The organism is Cohaesibacter sp. ES.047 (assembly GCF_900215505.1).
In the GTDB taxonomy this organism is placed as follows: Bacteria; Pseudomonadota; Alphaproteobacteria; order Rhizobiales; family Cohaesibacteraceae; genus Cohaesibacter.
In genome coordinates this window covers 1,652,882-1,670,059 of the sequence record NZ_LT907844.1, presented here as the reverse complement: position 1 = coordinate 1,670,059, position 17,178 = coordinate 1,652,882, and the positions used below count along the sequence as shown (strand labels likewise).

General features: G+C 56.8%; 17 protein-coding genes. 2 read left to right on the top strand and 15 right to left on the bottom strand.

Annotated features, from left to right (window positions below; all coding sequences use genetic code 11):
• Positions 1-35: 35 nt before the first annotated feature.
• Positions 36-1,013, top strand: a complete 978-nt coding sequence (locus CPH65_RS07445; protein ID WP_096172906.1) for an energy transducer TonB — start codon at positions 36-38, stop codon at positions 1,011-1,013.
• Positions 1,014-1,030: 17 nt separating this feature from the next.
• Here the strand turns inward: CPH65_RS07445 and CPH65_RS07440 are convergent, their stop codons facing one another.
• From CPH65_RS07440 to CPH65_RS07375, 14 genes are all read right to left on the bottom strand, one after another.
• Complete coding sequence (locus CPH65_RS07440; protein ID WP_197703979.1) at positions 1,031-1,525, bottom strand: CYTH domain-containing protein; 495 nt, start codon at positions 1,523-1,525, stop codon at positions 1,031-1,033.
• Entirely contained in the window at positions 1,522-2,271 is a 750-nt protein-coding gene (locus CPH65_RS07435; RefSeq protein WP_096172905.1) for a ParA family protein, read from the bottom strand. The genes CPH65_RS07440 and CPH65_RS07435 overlap by 4 nt, the downstream gene beginning before the upstream one ends.
• Positions 2,268-3,797: a CHAD domain-containing protein gene (locus CPH65_RS07430; RefSeq protein WP_096172904.1), complete on the bottom strand. Its 1,530-nt coding sequence runs from the start codon at positions 3,795-3,797 to the stop codon at positions 2,268-2,270. Before CPH65_RS07430 ends, CPH65_RS07435 begins: the two co-directional genes overlap by 4 nt.
• Positions 3,794-3,976 carry a CopG family transcriptional regulator gene (locus tag CPH65_RS07425; protein WP_096172903.1) on the bottom strand — a complete coding sequence of 61 codons (183 nt, stop codon included), beginning with the start codon at positions 3,974-3,976 and terminating at the stop codon, positions 3,794-3,796. Before CPH65_RS07425 ends, CPH65_RS07430 begins: the two co-directional genes overlap by 4 nt.
• A gap of 245 nt (positions 3,977-4,221) precedes the next feature.
• Entirely contained in the window at positions 4,222-4,923 is a 702-nt protein-coding gene (locus CPH65_RS07420; RefSeq protein ID WP_096172902.1) for an orotate phosphoribosyltransferase, read from the bottom strand.
• A gap of 29 nt (positions 4,924-4,952) precedes the next feature.
• A complete protein-coding gene (gene pyrC, locus CPH65_RS07415; RefSeq protein ID WP_210201011.1) occupies positions 4,953-5,942 on the bottom strand; it encodes a dihydroorotase in 990 nt (329 codons plus the stop codon).
• A 192-nt stretch (positions 5,943-6,134) separates the two neighbouring features.
• Positions 6,135-7,160: a biotin-dependent carboxyltransferase family protein gene (locus CPH65_RS07410; protein WP_096172900.1), complete on the bottom strand. Its 1,026-nt coding sequence runs from the start codon at positions 7,158-7,160 to the stop codon at positions 6,135-6,137.
• Positions 7,160-7,879, bottom strand: a complete 720-nt coding sequence (gene pxpB, locus CPH65_RS07405; RefSeq protein WP_096172899.1) for a 5-oxoprolinase subunit PxpB — start codon at positions 7,877-7,879, stop codon at positions 7,160-7,162. The genes CPH65_RS07410 and pxpB overlap by 1 nt, the downstream gene beginning before the upstream one ends.
• A complete protein-coding gene (locus CPH65_RS07400; RefSeq protein WP_096172898.1) occupies positions 7,879-8,658 on the bottom strand; it encodes a LamB/YcsF family protein in 780 nt (259 codons plus the stop codon). Before CPH65_RS07400 ends, pxpB begins: the two co-directional genes overlap by 1 nt.
• A 123-nt stretch (positions 8,659-8,781) precedes the next feature.
• Positions 8,782-9,333, bottom strand: a complete 552-nt coding sequence (locus CPH65_RS07395; RefSeq protein ID WP_096172897.1) for a copper chaperone PCu(A)C — start codon at positions 9,331-9,333, stop codon at positions 8,782-8,784.
• Between the two features lie 40 nt (positions 9,334-9,373).
• Complete coding sequence (locus CPH65_RS07390; protein ID WP_244574564.1) at positions 9,374-10,705, bottom strand: ABC transporter permease; 1,332 nt, start codon at positions 10,703-10,705, stop codon at positions 9,374-9,376.
• Positions 10,698-11,384, bottom strand: a complete 687-nt coding sequence (locus CPH65_RS07385) for an ABC transporter ATP-binding protein (RefSeq protein WP_096172896.1) — start codon at positions 11,382-11,384, stop codon at positions 10,698-10,700. Before CPH65_RS07385 ends, CPH65_RS07390 begins: the two co-directional genes overlap by 8 nt.
• 3 nt (positions 11,385-11,387) lie before the next feature.
• On the bottom strand, positions 11,388-11,837 hold the full coding sequence (locus CPH65_RS07380; protein ID WP_172891477.1) for a hypothetical protein: 450 nt from the start codon (positions 11,835-11,837) through the stop codon (positions 11,388-11,390).
• A 72-nt stretch (positions 11,838-11,909) separates the two neighbouring features.
• Positions 11,910-13,385: an alkaline phosphatase gene (locus CPH65_RS07375; protein WP_096172895.1), complete on the bottom strand. Its 1,476-nt coding sequence runs from the start codon at positions 13,383-13,385 to the stop codon at positions 11,910-11,912.
• Positions 13,386-13,890: 505 nt separating this feature from the next.
• Here CPH65_RS07375 and CPH65_RS07370 point away from each other — a divergent pair.
• Positions 13,891-15,924 (top strand): methyl-accepting chemotaxis protein, encoded by a 2,034-nt coding sequence (locus CPH65_RS07370; RefSeq protein WP_172891476.1) that lies wholly within the window; start codon positions 13,891-13,893, stop codon positions 15,922-15,924.
• 129 nt (positions 15,925-16,053) lie between these two features.
• On the opposite strand, the gene CPH65_RS07365 is transcribed toward CPH65_RS07370, so the two are convergent.
• Positions 16,054-17,061, bottom strand: a complete 1,008-nt coding sequence (locus tag CPH65_RS07365) for an aldose epimerase family protein (RefSeq protein ID WP_096172893.1) — start codon at positions 17,059-17,061, stop codon at positions 16,054-16,056.
• Between the last annotated feature and the right edge of the window lie 117 nt (positions 17,062-17,178).

The following is a 17,178-nucleotide window of genomic DNA, read 5'->3' as shown; positions in this document are numbered from 1 at the left end:
AGCCAACCGTCTGACAAAGGCTCAGGGAGAACAGAATGCGCAAGCTTGGCCTCGTGATCTTTGCCGGCCTCTCGATCCTGGCCCATGTCACGATTGCGGCAGTGTTTCTTGCCCCGTCCAAAACGGTCATGGAGGAAGCGGGCACAGGCACCGCCGCACTCGAAATGGGCAGCCTGTTTGATTCCATCGCAAGTCAGGCCGTGGAACCGGCAAGCGTGCCACAAACAAAAAGCCCCATCACCGAACCGCAAGAGGTCGAAACACACCGGGCCATTCCGATCAAATCCTTCCATCAGCAGGCGGTCAGCCCGGCACCTGTCACGCCCGAACCGATGGACACAAGCGCCAAAGCCCAAAAGGTCGTTGCCAAAGAGGTGGTTGCCAAAGAGCTGCCCGAGGCTCTGACACAAACGCCCGAAGTCCGCGCTGCCGACATCATCAAACCTAGAAAGGCAATCAAGGTAGCAAGCAACGCCGTTGAGGCGACCAAGACCGCGCTCAGCACCATGCCGCGAAGCAAACCGCCCGAGCTCGTCAAGGCCATCAAGAAACAGCAGAAACTTGAAAAAAGGCGTGCCGCCAAGAAGGCTGCCGCACGCAAGGCTCGCCAGAAAGCCAGCCGCGCCTCCAAAGCTGCAAGAAAGGGCGGCGCCAAAGCCGATGAAAAAGGCAAAAAATCGGCCACGGGCGGCAACAGGGGCAAGACCAAAGCCGCCAATGGTGCAGCGCTCAAGAGCAATTATCTGGGCAAGATCAGAGCCAGACTGCGCCGAAGTCTCGTCTATCCGCGCGCCGCACAACAGCGCCGCGAGACAGGAACAGCCACAGTCCGCTTCAGGATCACAGCCAACGGACGGGCAAGCTCGGTCAGCGTTGTCAGATCATCGGGTCGCACACGGCTGGACAAAGCAGCCCTTGCGACAGTCAAGCGCGCGTCGCCGTTCCCACCCTTACCCAAAGGATTGGGGCGCACCTCGATTTCAATGACGGTGCCCATCGCCTTCAGGCTCTAGAAGCAGATAACAGAGCCTCACTCTGCGGGCAGCCCCTGCTCGGCGAGCCTCTTGTTCTTGTAGCGCTTGTCTTCAGTGACATCCGTGCCGAACCAGTCCGGCGCGACAAAGCTCTCCGCCTCCTCGCGCGAGGAAAACTCCACCTCAACCAGTCTCAGACCCGAAAGATCCCCGGCAAAAACGTCCAGCTCGAACGTAAGTCCCGACGGCAAGCTGCCAAGATAGCGCACCTTCTCGATACGGGCGCTTTTGGTCGCAGGCCAGAAGCATTCGAACTGCTCATTCGAGATCGGCATTTCGACCTCGGTCCGCTCGAGGCCACCATCCGACTTCAACGTCATGACCTGATTTTCATCCTGCTCGCGCAATCGGATTTCAATGCTGTCACTTGAGGCCGTCAGATAGCCCTGCCGCACCTTTGTTGCCTTCAGTCCATCAAGCACAGGCAACACCTGCACCAGATATTTCCGCTCGATCTCGATCGAGGCAGTCTTGAAGTTGTCATTGGTCAAAGCGATATCCTTTCGCTCAATTCCCGGTAAAGTGCCCGATAGGCTTTCGAGGCCGCGCTGGACGATGCCGTGACCAACACTGGCGCGCGGTGAACGCCCATCTTTTCGATATCGGACGCAAACGGGATGCGCGCCTCAAGAAAATGCTTGCCATACTGGTCCGACATCTCGTCGATCAGTCCCTGATGAAGCGTCTTGACCGACTGCACCATGGAGAAGAATGCCAGAAGTTTCTTGCGCGGGATATCATGTTTCTTGAAGAAATCGAGAAGTTGCTCGAACGTGCGTTGCGACAGGGTTGTCGGAATGACCGGCGCGACGATGTAGTCGGCAGATTTGAAGACACTTTCCGACAGCGCCGAAATGTTCGGCGGGCAATCCAGAACGATAATGTCATAATCGGCCTTGACGCTCTTCAGAGCCTTTTTCAGGCGTGATCGGCTGTTCCGCATCCGCGACAGGAAGACATCGAAATTGCGAAAGGTCATGTTGGCGGGCAGAATGTCGAGATTGTCGAAATCGCTTCCACGGATCGCGCTCGTGAAGCGCTCCACGTCTTTGAAGAACTTCTCGTCTGTCAGTTTCCGGGAAGGTTTGACGCGGTAGTAGAAACTGGAAGCCCCTTGCGGATCGAGATCACACAAAAGAACCCGCTTGCCCGCTTCTGCCATGGCATAGGACAGATTGACCGACACAGCGGTTTTTCCCACGCCCCCCTTGTTCGAATAGCATGCAATGATTTTCATGATTTGCTCTCCCCGCCGTTAAAAAGGTGACGGAAGGTTTTTTGGGTCTCTTTGCTGTTGAAGCGCGCAAAATTGTCAACCACCTTCGCCCGCTCCTCAAGCTGGCGTCGGTGCAGGATGGCGATCAGCGCGCCGACCGTCTGGGCGATCTCCATCTGTTGCTTCTTCTGTTTGACATTGAGCCCTTCGACAAAAGCCGCCAGCGTTTCCTTCTGCACCGAATAGTCATTAAAGCTGCCAAGATTGTCCTGCAGGCGCTTTAAGGGTCGGATAAGGCTTTTGAACTCGGCCTTTGGAAAGATCGGAGCAAAAAATTCCATCAGATAACGCAACTTCTTGCAATGGATGCGCAGCTCATGAACCTCGCGATCATCCGTCTCCGGGCCGATCCCCTTGGCAATTTTGCAGATTTTGCGATAGCGTTTCCAGATCAGCTTCGAGGCATAGCTATGGGCATGAAGGTCAGCTTTTGGTCCGCGCCCGAGCCTTTTGGGCTTACGAAACAGCTTTTGCAGATCCGTGATCTCCCGCCGATAAGCCTTGCTCGACAAAAGCCCGGCCATGGTCTGCTGCACGTCCTGACGCTCGGCCGCGAACAGCGCAAACATCTGATCAAGCCCCCCATGCAGGCTCTGGGGCAACAGATCATAGAATTTCTGCTTCTCGAGCAGATAGACATCGAGATCACGCAGCCGACCTGTCGGTGCCATCAGAGTTGAGAACCGGTCCTTCAAAGATCGGGTGGTCTCGTCATCATAAACACCCTTGAACAGGCTCAACACAGACCGGGTTTTGCGCAGCGCTATGCGATAGTCATGCAGGAATTCAGTATCGATATCCTCGATGATCCCTGCCTCATTGGCTCGAGCCACCGGCAGATGGGCAGCAATGATATCCGTCGCCACATCGAAGGCTTCCTCATCATTGCCAATGCGGATCTTCGGTTTGGTATTGTAGGCAAGTCGCTTTGGAAACAGCCGCGTATAGAGATCAGCTGCCTTCAGCGGCTTGCCACCCAGAGCCGCCAGACGATCCAGTGCGGCGGATCGGGACTTTTCATAGCCGCGCAAGGCCCTGAGCGTGACAAGCAACCCCATGAAGCCATCCGAGGTCGAAACCTGCATCAGCTGAACCCGGACATGGGTCTTTTCCTCGTCATCAACGAGCGCCGCAGAAATGGCGCACAAGTCGACATCACCAATGGCAAGCAGCGCCCGTAGGGCCGGCACATCGGCAATCGCCTCCTTCACCGCTCCGTCATCGAAATCCGCAACGAAGCCACCAGTCTGCCGGGCTGCCTGCCGAACCGGGGACCCGTCCCGGTCCATCAACTCCAGCATGCCTTCGCCTGCGACCAGCAGCCTGCCGGAGCGACGCAAGGCGTGATCAAACGTGTCCAACAGCGTGGCACTAAAGCCGTCGTTGCTCGGCGCATAGGTGAGCCGGAGTTTTCCGAAACTCTCGTCGGTCAATCCGTCTGCCGAATAGGTTGGCAAATAGTGGGTAAGCTGCTCGGCATGTTTCATGAATTGCTCTTTCGAGACGTCTGGAGATAGTCTTCAACGAGCCTCTCAACGATCTGTTGAATGCTCGCATCTTCTTCAATGGCGCGAATTTTCAGCGCCTTGAGCGTGTTCCGGCTCAAACGCAGGGAGGTGTTCTTTTTCTTGTTGCCGCTCTCGTCTTGCTTGTTGGGCTTGGACATGGCCGCGCTTTCATTATGTCATGACGTCAGTGTTTCACGAAGCAGCTGCAACCTTCAAGAGAAAAGTGCACAATGTGCATTTTTCTCTGAGCATTGTGGAAAGCCATGATCAATATTCAGCCCATACCGGCTTGCTCATGCGAAATACCGACAAAAAAGGTGAAGAGGCCAGCCTCTCCACCTTTCCAATCCTGTAAGCGCATTGCTCAGGCACGGCGCAAAGTTTTCGCGCTCATAACAGCCTATTACGAAACGGGCGTGATCTCGGTAACGCCGCCATTCTCGCCAGACCAAACCAGCGGGTCATTGAGGAAGGCTTCAACACCATCAAGCGTTTTCACATCGAAGTAATTGTTGGCCTTGGACACCTCGAGCACATCGCGCCATGTCGCCAGATAATGCAGGTTGAGGTCAATTGACTTGAGGTTATCAAGCGCCTCGGGGAAGATGTCGTAATAGAACAGCACGATGGTGTGGTTCACCTCGGCACCCGCTTTGCGCATGGCTTCGACAAAACGGATCTTACTGCCGCCGTCGGTGGTCAAATCCTCGACCAGCAAGGCCCGCTTGCCATCGATTGGCGCACCCTCGATCTGGGCATCGCGACCAAAGCCCTTGGGCTTCTTGCGCACATAGTTCATCGGCAACGCCAGCTTGTCGGCAATCCAGGCCGCGAAGGGAATGCCAGCGGTCTCGCCACCAACCACCGTATCAATGGCTTCAAAACCGATATCGCGCTGGATGGTGCAGGCGCAGAAATCCATCAGGCTGTTGCGAATGCGCGGATAGGAAATCAACTTGCGGCAGTCGATATAAACCGGGCTGGCGAGACCGGACGTCAGTTTGTAGGGCTCATCGGTGCGGAAATGAACAGCCTCGATTTCGATCAGCATCTTGGCTGTCAACTCAGCCATCAGGGCACGATCGGGGAAGGAAGAAGGGATCATTGTGTTGTCCTCTTGAAAACTATCGGCGGTCAGGCGGAGACGGCTTCATGCCGCCACAAAAGCGGGAAGCCGGGGTCAAAAACAGTGACCTCGTCGTCTCCTGCGGGGAATTTCTTGATTATGTCAATCGGCGCATCGCCTTTTAACAGGCGGATCGTCTCTTCATTTGGCGACAGCCCGTAGAAGGCCGGACCATTCAAAGAGGCAAAGGCTTCCAGATGCTCAAGCGCGCCCTCATCTTCAAACACGTGGGCAAGACAACTCACCGTGTTGATGGAGGTATAGATCCCCGCGCAGCCACAGGCCGTCTCCTTGGCCTTGTCGGGATGGGGCGCGGAATCTGTGCCAAGGAAGAATTTGGGATTGCCGGACGTTGCCGCCTTGCGCAGCGCCAACCGGTGCTCCTCACGCTTGGCTACTGGCAGGCAATAGTAATGCGGCTTGATGCCCCCAACCAGATAAGCGTTGCGATTGATAATGAGATGATGGGTGGTGATAGTCGCCCCGGTGGCCGGTCCCGCCCCCATGACATAATCAACGCCATCCTTGGTGGTGATATGCTCCATGACGATCCGCAAGGCCGGAAAGCGCTGCCGGATCGGATCGAGCACCCGATCAATGAACACCGCCTCGCGATCATAGATGTCAATGTCCGGATCGGTCACTTCACCATGCACACAGAGCGGCACGCCAATTTCGCTCATCTTCTCCAGCACCGGATAGACCGCTTCGATTTTACGTACGCCACTGTCCGAGTTGGTGGTCGCGCCTGCGGGATAGAGCTTCAACGCTTTGATCAGGCCGGATTTCACACCCGCTTCCACGTCCGCCGGATCGGAGCCCTCGGTCAGATAGAGCGTCATCAGAGGCTCAAAACTGTGTCCGCTGGGCAGAGCAGCCAGAATGCGCTCGCGATAGGCGGCGGCATCACTGGTCGTGACCACTGGCGGCACCAGATTGGGCATGATGATGGCGCGGCCAAAATCAGCGCTGGTATGAGGCAGCACCGCTTTGAGCATCGCACCGTCGCGCAAATGCAGGTGCCAGTCATCGGGCCTGCGAATGACAAAATCTGTTTGGGTCAAGGAAAAGCCTCCGTCGGCGGGACAATTGGGCTATCTGTAACAGCATTGTCGCGCAAAATCTCTAGTCCATTGCAGCGCTGTGGAAGCCTGATTTCGCCGTTAGGGCGACACCATCGGCTCGAAGGCTCACGCCACAACAACACCGCTGATCAGATTGACCTCGACAAGCCGCAGCTCGAGCATCGCCGCTTCATCCGCGATTGTCGCAATCGACGCAATTGCGTTTCTGATCATGGCCTCAAAGCCGCGTCTGGCCTCTTCGGCTTCCGCAGCAGAAGCAGCCTCAAAGCGCATCTTCGCGCCCGGCTTCATCCGACCAAGGCGCGGGATGTCGGCACTGGCGACACAGGCGATCTTGGGATAGCCGCCGGTGGTCTGATGATCGGCAAGAAGGATGATGGGAAGACCATTGCCGGGCACCTGAATGGCACCGGTGACAATGCCGTCCGAGCTGATGTCCGCCCCCTTCTCATGACCAATCGCCTCGCCCTCGAGCCTCAAGCCCATGCGGTTGGCATCCGCCGAAATGGCATAATCCTGCGAGAGGAAAGTCTCGATGGCAGCTTTTGAGAAATAATCATCCTGCGGCCCCAGAACAACACGCACGGGACCGGTGGGATAATCAAGCGGAACCGTGCATCTGCGCTCTGGCTCATCGGGGGCTTCAGCCAATGCGAGCGGCAAATTGTCCTTTGCTTGCAGCGCCCGCCCCGCCAAGCCACCAAAGCCGCCAGAGAGATAGGTCGACTGGCTGCCATAGATCTTCGGCAAGCCAAACCCGCCCGCGACCGCTAGATAACAGACCGCGCTGTCCTTGATCACGGCGACGCGAAATTCTTCGCCTTCAACAAGGGTCGCCGAGGTACCTGCGGGTATATCCCTTTTCTTGCCGCTGGTGACCTCAATCACCGCGTCTGTGCCCGCAAGGGCAACCCGGACGCTCTTCGCCATCACCTTGAAGCTCGGCCCCATAATGCGGATCTCAAGCGCTCCCTGCCCTTCGTCATTGCCGACAAGCGCATTGGCAAGGCGCAAATGACCGGGATCGAGCGCACCGGACACCGGCACCCCTTGCGCCTGATGGCCGAAGCGCCCCAGATCCTGAACGGTGGTCATCATGCCGGGAGACACAACTGCGAGACTGGCACCCATCACACCGTCCTCCCTTCGATCTCATAGCTTCCTGCAGCGACCTTGGCTTCGATTTCGTCATACTCAGCACGAGAGACCTTGTTGAAAGACACCCGATCCCCCGCCGTCAGCAAAACAGGATCCTCGCGCTCGACATCAAAGATCGGCACCGGACAACGCCCGATGATATGCCAACCGGTCGGGTTGACCGCCGGGTAAATGAGCGTCAGCCCCGTCGCAACCAGCACCGACCCCTTCGGGACATGCTTGATAGGCGTCTTTTTGCGCGGAATGGCGAGCGCTTCGGGCAGATCTCCCATATAGGGAAGCCCCGGCGCGAACCCGAGCATATAGATGAAATGCTCGACCGAAGTGATGACATCCATCACCGCATCCGGTGACATCTTGCCAAACTCGGCGACATTGCCAAGATCGGGCGAAAACTCGTCATCAAAGCAAATGGGCAATTCCCAACGTCGCGCAGCTGCCTTGCTCGTGTCATCAATGCCCGCAATCAGGGGATCGACAGCGGCGATCAGATCCGCCTGACTGGTCGCAAGCGGATCGTAATGAATGAGCAGCGAGCGATAGGTCGGCACCGTCTCGATCACACCGGCAAGGCCCGCGTCTTCTACCGCAGCCCGAAGCGCCATGATCTGCTGGCTCAATTTGCGATCAATCCCTTGGCCGAATTCGACGGTCAAACCGCAGTCACCGCAAGGAAGGTAGGACACCGCCATCAGAGCGCACCCAGCGTCTTGGCCATTGGCGCAATGGTCACGCCCGCCTCGATGAGCGCCGCGCGCACCTTCTTGGCCATTGCCACCGCGTGCGGACTGTCTCCATGCACACAGATGGAGTCGATCTTGACGGCAATGCGCTTACCGCTGAGGCTTTCAACCACGCCATTCTGGACGAAATCCACCATGCGGCGAGCCGCCTCCTCGGCGTCTCCGATCATCGCCCCGGCCTTCTTGCGCGAAACCAGCATGCCATCGTCTTCATAGGCACGATCCGCAAAGATCTCTCGAGCAACGTTCAGCCCCAGTTTTTCGCCGGCCCGCTCCATGGCGCTGCCCGGCATGACGAGATAGATAAGATCCTTGTTGACCGCAGCAACGGCCCGTGCGGTCGCCATAGCGAGGTCGTCGTCGACGCAGGCCATGTTGTTGAGCGCGCCATGGACCTTGTAGTGGCCGACCTTCTGACCAAGGGACGCCGCCATCGCCTCAATCGCACCGATCTGATAGATCTGCTGCTTTTCGATGTCTTCGGGCCGCTCGCCAAGGATGGGTCGGCGGCCAAAGCCCCAGAGGTCCTGAAAGCCGGGATGCGCCCCGATGCCAACACCATTTTCAGCCGCCAGCCGAATGGTCTCGTGCATGACCAGCGCGTCGCCGCCATGAAAGCCACAGGCAATATTCGCGGAGCTGACGATCTTCAACATCGCGGGATCATCGCCAATTGTATAGGCCCCGTGGCTTTCCCCGAGGTCCGAATTCAGATCGACAATGGCCATCGCACTCACCTTCGTTTTCCTAGTCTGTTGCAACCTTTATAAAACAATGGTGTCGCAATGACAGGAGGGAGCTGCACTTTTTTGGCAAATCCCCCTGCTTTTCTGGCTTTCGTGGCAGAAGGCCTATTCGTGCATATGGCCCGCGTGACTGTGTTGTTTAGCATTCTCGGCCTCGATCAACACATCAACTTCCATCTCACCGCGACCAAAGACCAGATGCATCTCGACGGTCTCGCCTTTGTGAAAGTCGTCTTCGATGCCATTCAGACGAAGCGCCAAGGCCTTGGGTTCCAGATGCAGTTCCTGCCCCGGTTTCAAAGGCATCTCGGGGATGCTCACATAGACATCCGTGCCGTCCTTGAGCGTGAAGCCAACCAACTCCACGGAAGCGGCATGATCAAACTCGCCCCCCTTGAGGACTGCAGGCGTGTCGGACCGGTTCTGGAGTTCGACAAACACAAGCGCGTCCTCCCCTTTGTGGGCAGCGCGTGTCCATGCATGGACCGACCTGAGGCCATCCAGTTCAGCCACATGATGAGCCTCATCGTGCCCGTTCTCTTCGTGCCCATGTTCTTCGTGCGCATGGTCCTCGTGGTCGCCAGACGCGCGTGCTGCTCCGCCTGCAAACGAAACGGAAGCAGCGAACGCCAAAGCCAAAACAGATTGCTTGATCATGATAGTTCCTCTCAGGGTCACAAAAGGTAACGTCACCAATTCAGCCGCGCAAATCCGCGACAACAGGACGCCGAAGCGCCAGAAAAGCCGGGATCATAGCCATCACGATGGTCAGGCTGACGAAAAGCGCAACCAGATGGAATTCCGGCCACTCAAGACTTGCCTCAACCAGAATATCCGTGCGCTCGCTGACAATGCGCGAAATGACCTGTGTCGCGGCAAACCCGAGCACAACACCGAGCAAGGCACCAAACCCGATCAGGCTGGCAGCAAAACTCCAGACAATCGCAAACAGAAACCGCCTCGGCGCGCCAATCGCCCGGAGCAATGCCAACCGGCGCGAGAAAAGCTTGGTCAGGATGACAAGCCCGGTCAGCACGCCCGCCGCAACGAGGATCTGCGTGATCACAGCCATGACCGACATCACCTCACGCACATCTCCCAATAAAGCGTGCAATTCGGACAGCACCGCGCCGGGAAACAGTGCCATGCTTTTCTCTGTCGTGAATTCGGACTTCAGCGCATAGTTGGCCCACAGTTGCTTGGCATGAACCAGAATGGACGGTGTACCGGGGAAGAGCGTCGCATCGAACGGCGGGCCGATTTTCTCGCCCTCTTCGTCCCTGTGTCCGGTGCCAAGTCCATGCACCACCCAGACCGCCTCGACGGGCACGAGGATCGCCTTGTCCCATGGACTGCCAGTCTTTTGCATCCGGCCCGTCACCGTGAAATGGGTTCCCTCGTGGGCGCCTTCTTCCGCGCCGTCTCCCACCCCGTGGGCGGGCGTGAAGGCATCACCAATGGCAAGCGGCACATCCGCCCCGGCAACAGCATCGAAATAGCCTTCAAACGCCTTGCCCTCGGCGAGCGAACCACTCAAATGATCGAGAAAGTCTGCCGTCGTGCCGACAACCGGCGCACCATGATAGCTGTCTCCAAAGGCGATGGGGGCGGCAAAGTCCACCTGTTCGTGATTGGCAACCGCGTTGTAGATGGTGCCATCGAGCAGCGGCATGTCGCTCGCCTGCAAATAGACCGTCGCCATGACATTGGTGACTTCGCTGCCCGGCGCTGCGACGATCAGCTCGAACTTGTCAGCAGCCTTGGCCGTGCCGCGCCTGAGACCCCGCTCCTGCGCGATCAGGCCCACGCCTAGCGCCACCGAGATCGCAATCAACAGCACGAACACCAGATTGGACCAGCGGAACTGCCACAACATCGCCCTGACGAGCGGCAGCGGACGCATCCCGCGGACCACAACAAAGCCGATCAGCAGGGTCGGCAGAAGATAGACCAGCAGCAACAGAGCATCCTGCATGCCATTTGGCAGCATGTCCCAATAGCCCGAGAGCCAATAGAAGAGATCATCCATGGCTCACCTCACCAACCATCGTGCCATCAACAATCTCGACGACCCGATCCATCCGCTCGTGCAGATGCAGGTCATGGCTGACGACAATGAGCGTTTTATTCTCCTCACGCACCAGAGCAACGAGATCTTCGATCAGCCGATCAGCGGCAGACCGATCAAGGCTGGCGGTGGGTTCATCGGCCAGAATGACCGCCGGCTCATGGGCCAGAGCACGCGCGATGGCGACCCTTTGCCGTTCACCGCCCGAGAAACTCGCAATGGTCCGACTTTCAGTTTGGGAGATTTTGAGCCGCTCCAGCGTTGCGCTCGCGGTTTGATAAAGATCGGCATGCCGGGCAACATCAAGATACCCCACGGCAATCGTTGCGTTGGCCAGCGCATCCAGCTCTTCGAACAAAAGAAAATCCTGAAAGATCATGCCAAGGCTCTGCCGGCGAAAGCGCGCCCGCGCCTCTTCACGCATGGTGGCAAGATCGCTCTCCCCCCACAGCACCTGACCGGATTTGATCCTGGCAAGCCCCGCAAGCGCGAACAGCAGGGTCGACTTGCCAGCCCCGGAGGGTCCGCGAATGCCAAGGGTCTCGCCGGGCTTCACATCAAGCGCATCAATGGACAACAGCGTTCGGCCGCCATCACCACCAACGACAAGATCACGGACTTTGAGGGGAAGTGAACCCATGGTCTAGACCCGCTCGTATTTGGCGTCTTCTAGCCGAACCATGCTGTAAAATCCGGTTTCCGGATCCGAGTAACCGCCCAGTTGCAAACGCCCCTGCGTGATGATCTTACGATTGAACGGGATCACATCGACGGTTCGGCGCGCATAGACAGCCAGAATGTCATCGGGCCAATCAGTCTCCGGTTCACAAAAGGGACACACCGCCATCGGCATTTTGGTCAGCACGAAGAATTTCGATTCCGCCTTCAGTGGTGGAGCCATGAAGCCGTTCACAAGAATGATCTTGCCGTCGTGCTCCTTGGCAAAATCGGAGAAGGACATGTCCTTGTTGTAGAGGTCACGCAACTTGATCTGAGGAGGTGCCGCCAGAGCAGACGATAAGATCGTCAATCCCGGAATGCTCGAAGCCGCGGCGAAGGCAGTGCCTTTGAGAAGGGTGCGTCGGTCCAACATGAAACAAACCTGTCTGCAGATGGATGGAGAGGCGCAACATTGCGCCTCTTCCCTGTTTGAGTATCGCGAAGACTACTCTGCGGTCGCAGCGTGCATCATAACGTGGAAGATGACATTCTGTTCGATGGTGGAGTCGAACAGGTGAGACCAAGGACCACGAGAATAAACGGCAACGTCTTCACCGGAGTGGGATTCAGAAGACAGCGGGATCAGGGACTGCTGAACATAGTCGATGTCGGTTGCCTCTTCCTGCGTAACGTCAGGGCGGGACCCAGTGCCATCTTCGCCGATGATCGAGCCGGGACCATTGAGGTAACCCATCACGGTGTATGGCTTGCCATCCTTGCCGGTCAGCGGCTTGTCGGAATGCTTGGTGCCAGCCCCGTCGATGTCGTAGCAAAGACCAAGGACGTTGGAACCGCGACCGCAATAGCCGTTGAAGGCAATGGCATGTTCGTGGTCGGCGGTGACGACGATGAGGGTTTCCTCAGGGTCGGTCATTGCAACCGCTTTTGCGATCGCATCAGCGAAGGCAACACCGTCGGTGACGACACGCGCAGCGTTGCCAGCATGGTTGGCATGGTCGACGCGGCCCGCTTCGATGGTCAGGAAGTAGCCATTCTCGGAGTCTTTGAGAGCATTGATGCCGGCTGCAGTCATTTCGGCCAGAGAAGGCTCACCGGTGCGGTCGGCTTCATATTTCATGTGGGAGGATTCGAACAGGCCAAGAACCGGCTTGCTCCAATCGGCAGAAGCAAAGCCTTTGTCATCCCAGATATACTGAATGCCAGCAGCCTTGGCTTCTTCGATGAGGTTTTTGCCATCTGTACGCTTGCCGCCCTTGCCTTCTTCATCTTTCGCGTCTTTGGCGATGAAGTTGCGACGACCGCCGCCCAGAGCCAGATCGACAGAGCCGGACTTCATGGCATCGATTAGCTGAACAGCGATGTCTTTCTGGCCGCAGCCTTCCGGCAGGTAGGAATCGGCTTCCCAGTTGCGGTCGGCAGAGTGCGCGTAGGCAGATGCCGGGGTCGCATGGGTGAGGCGTGCGGTGGAGATCACACCGATCTCTTTGCCAATGCCGGAGAAGAACTCAACAGCATTGGTCACCGTCGCAGCGTCAACACCGGAGCAATCGCCACGAGCCAGCGTCTCGTCAACGCCAAGAACACCGGCTTTGGTTTTCACGCCGGTGTGGAACGCGGTGCCCGTCCCAGCGGAATCAGGGGTCTGCGCGTTGGTATTGTAGGTTTTGACAATTGCAACATGCGGCAAAGCATCCTGCGGCAATACATGTTCACTGCCCAGCTTGCCCATCTGCTGACCCTGATAAAGACGGGTCGCATAGTTGGTGCCGATGCCATTGCCATCTGCAATCAGCAGAATGATGTTCTTGGCTTTCTCGGTGATTGGCTGAACGCCCATCAGCATCTTGACGGTCGCCTGACCGTCTTTGAACCACTGATTGTCAGCCTGTTTGAAATCAGCTGCGAAGGCAGCAGAAGAAGTAAGCAGCAGGGTTGCTGCCATAAGAATAGATTTATTCATCACTGAAACTCCCGATCAAGATGATGGCCGCAACCTAGGAGCCGTTCATGACACTTGCGTAACAATCACCCTTGCTCTTTTGGGAATTTGCCCTCTGACAGGACACAGCCACGCTGAGACTTGTACAAATATCAAAAGGAAAAGCCCGCTCATCCAAGGCCCAAAGCAATCGCAAAAGGGCTAATCAGCAGTGAGAATGGAGGCTCACACATTCAGGACGACATTGTGCAAAACCCTGTCCCATCGCGAAACTACGTGCGGCAAATCGACTATCAAACAAAAGTCGAAGAGTTCTAGGAAACGGGACAAGTGCGTCCAAAAAGGCAAGGCTTTCCGCCAATTCTGCTCAATAACCGTAGTTCTGCTTAAGAATATTTTATCTAATTAATGCTCTATTACTTTCAGACATCATGAAGTTCTGAAGCTCGCCATTTTGACCGCGATTCACGAACAAAAGAATTTACGGGGGGACGTCGCCCAGATGAGCAAATTCAGATCACTCAGCATGAAAATTATCGCGACCGTTTTCACATTGGTCGCCTTTGTCTTCATTGCTGACACGCTGCTCAATCAGTCGATCAGCAGCAGTGTTTACGAAAGTACGGAAGCCCTCAGCGAACAGATGCGCTCGGTTGTTTCACAGAAGGACGCCCAGATCCAAAAACTGTTGAACGGCCTGCTTGATTCCAAGGCCGAAAATCAGCATGTGAACCATGCCCTTGCGTCTCATGAACTCAAAGCGGTCAGCGAACGCAAGCAAGCCTATCTTGATGGCGAGCGGTACGGCATTTCCATGTCCGTGGCATCTCTGGTGCGAGCGTCAATGCTGTCCGGCGAGGCCGAAACAGCCCTCGATCAGATCGACACATTGCTCGAGAATGACCAGATCGCCGCGATCAACATCTGGCGAGACAGCGGTGAACTGGCGTTCCGTGACAACAAGACCATCGAGGCGGTCAATCGCTTCATCGATGCTGAGGTTTATGAACCGCGGGACGCTGAAAAAGCCGTTACCATTCCCTCAAACCGTATGAAAACCCTCAAGCAGGCCTTGTCCAAGAACTCAAACCACGAGAGCCTTGAAGCAGAGATCAAGGACGAGGACGGCAACACGATCCCCATCGCCTATTCCTACTTCATTCTGAAGAATGACGAGGATTGCCAAAGCTGCCATGACCCAGCCCAACCAGTGCGCGGCATTCTTGAGGTTGCAGTACCAAATGAGGAGTTGCTCGTCCTTCGTGCCAAGTCCGAGCAACAGATCGGTCAGCTTACCAAGACACTCGAAGCCGAGCAGGCCAGCCTTGTTGCACAAAGCGAGCAACAGAAGGCCGACGCCGAAGCCCAGACAAGAGACTACAATGCCACCATGAGCGCGGCCAAGGCTGAACTCGACAGCACCCGTGAGACCGCTTCGTGGATGGGCCTTGGCTCCAAGATCGCCTTCTTCCTGTTGACCATCGGCCTTTTGATGGTCGCCTTGAGCAGAGTGCTGACCCGGCCGCTCAGGAACCTGACCTCCGCGATGCTGCGCATTGCTGAAGACGACCTCACAGTCGAAGCCAACGGCGTGAACAGACAAGACGAGATCGGCGCCATGTCGCGTGCCGTTTCAATCTTCAAGGACAATGCCGCCGCCCGGCGAAAACTGGAGCAGGAAAGCAAGGAGCATATCGAGCAACAACTCAAGCGTCAGGAAACGATTGATGCCCTGTTTGCCGACTTCCGCTCGAAGATCCAGCAATCCCTTGAGACAGTATCGACCCACGCATCGACCATGCAGGCGTCGGCGGTTGCCTTGAACAACATTTCCTCGGCAACATCAGAACAGGCGCGTTCGGCAGACGAAGCGTCAGCCAGTTCCGCCGAAAGCGTCCAGACGATGGCCGCGGCAAGCACCGAAATGACGGCCTCGATCGCAGAGATCGGTGAGCAGGTGGTGCGCACCAATGATCTGGTATCAGCAGCAACGGATGAAGCCCGCGAGACCGACAAGAAGGTTGCAGGGCTTGCAAGCGCGGCGGAACACATAGGCGAAGTCATTTCTCTGATCCGCGACATTGCCGAACAGACCAATCTTTTGGCCCTCAATGCGACCATCGAAGCGGCCCGTGCAGGTGAAACCGGCAAGGGCTTCGCAGTTGTAGCGGCCGAGGTCAAGAATCTGGCCCATCAGACCGGTCAGGCCACCAAAGACATCGAGACACGCATTCAGGCAATTCAAAGGTCCAGCACCGACTCGATGGAAGCCATTCGCGCCATCGCAACCAAGATGGGCGAGATCAGCGAATTCACCACCGCCATCAGTGCCGCTGTCCATGAACAGAATGCATCGACCAGCGAGATCTCCCACAACATCCATGAAGCAGCGGACCGCACTCAGGACATCGTCGGCAACATCTCCGGCGTAGCACAATCTGCTGAGCAGACGATGCAATCGTCCCATGAAGTGGAGAGCGCGTCCCGAACCGTGGCCGATGTCGCCCATGACATGCGCAATGTGATCGACGACTTCCTGCAAAAGGTCGCCGCCGCCTGACCCCTCAGCATCGGAGTGCGCAGCACTGGGCAAAGACCAGAGCAAGGCTGCTCGCCGAAAAGATGAAAAGCCGCCCTCACAGCATGAGGGCGGCTTTTGCTTGATTAAGTCGGCATTTCGCTTGAATGCTCAGGCCTTGGAGAAGACGTACTGCGTGTGTTGATGATAGGTCTCTCCGGGCCGAAGGATCGGCTGCGGGAAATTGGCGTGATGCACCGCATCCGGCCAGATCTGGGGTTCCATGCAAAAGGCCGCGTTGGTACCCATCTTGAACCCGTCAAGCCCGGGCACGTCGGTCTTGATATGAATGCCGTCATAGATCTGAAGCCCCGGCTCGGTGCTCATAACCTCAACGGAAACCCCCGATTTCGGGCTCGACAAAGCGGCCAGCTTACGCAGCGTACCAGCACCCTCTTCACAACAGATATTGTTGTCGATGATCGATGTGATGGCAATCACATCACCAACGCGCTTGGGCTTGCGGAAGTCGAGCGGGTGACCATCAAGCGACGCAATTTCGCCGGACGGAATGCACTCTTCATCCGAAACCGTATAGCGATCCCCGTTCACCTGCAGGACGTGATCGTGAATGGTCGCAGAGCCATCAAGGTTGAAATAGCTGTGATGGGCCAGGTTGCACACCGTGGTCTTGTCGGTGTGAGCGGTCAGATCAAGATCAAGCACACCGCCTTCCTTGAGGCTGTAGGTCTGCACAATGGACAGGGTTCCCGGGAAGCCCATCTCGCCATCGGGCAGTTCAACCGAGAGCTGGACGGCATCCGGCTTGATCCATTCGACACGCCAGACCTTCTGGCTCATGCCCACCGTGCCGCCATGCAGGGTGTGCTTGCCCACGAAGTTGATGTCAAGCTGATAGGTCTTGCCGTCGATTTCCAGATGACCATCACGGATGCGGTTCCCGACGCGTCCGACTGTGGCCCCGAAATAGGGGGAATCGGTCAGATACGGCTCAAGGGTCTCATATCCCAGCACCAGCGCCTTGTCGTGACCCTCAAGGCGCAAGTCCTGAATGATCGCTCCATAGGTCAGGACCTTCGCTGTCAATCCGCCCCCGGAAATCGTGATACAATCAATCGGTGTACCATCCGGCATTTCACCGAACCGTTCTTTAGACATGGCTTTTCCTTCCGAGATTCAAAACTGCAACTGTGTCGGGATCGTATCAGATCCACACCGAAAGAGTATGCGAGAAAACACACAAAGCTCACAGCAAACAGGAGCAGGCCCAGCCCA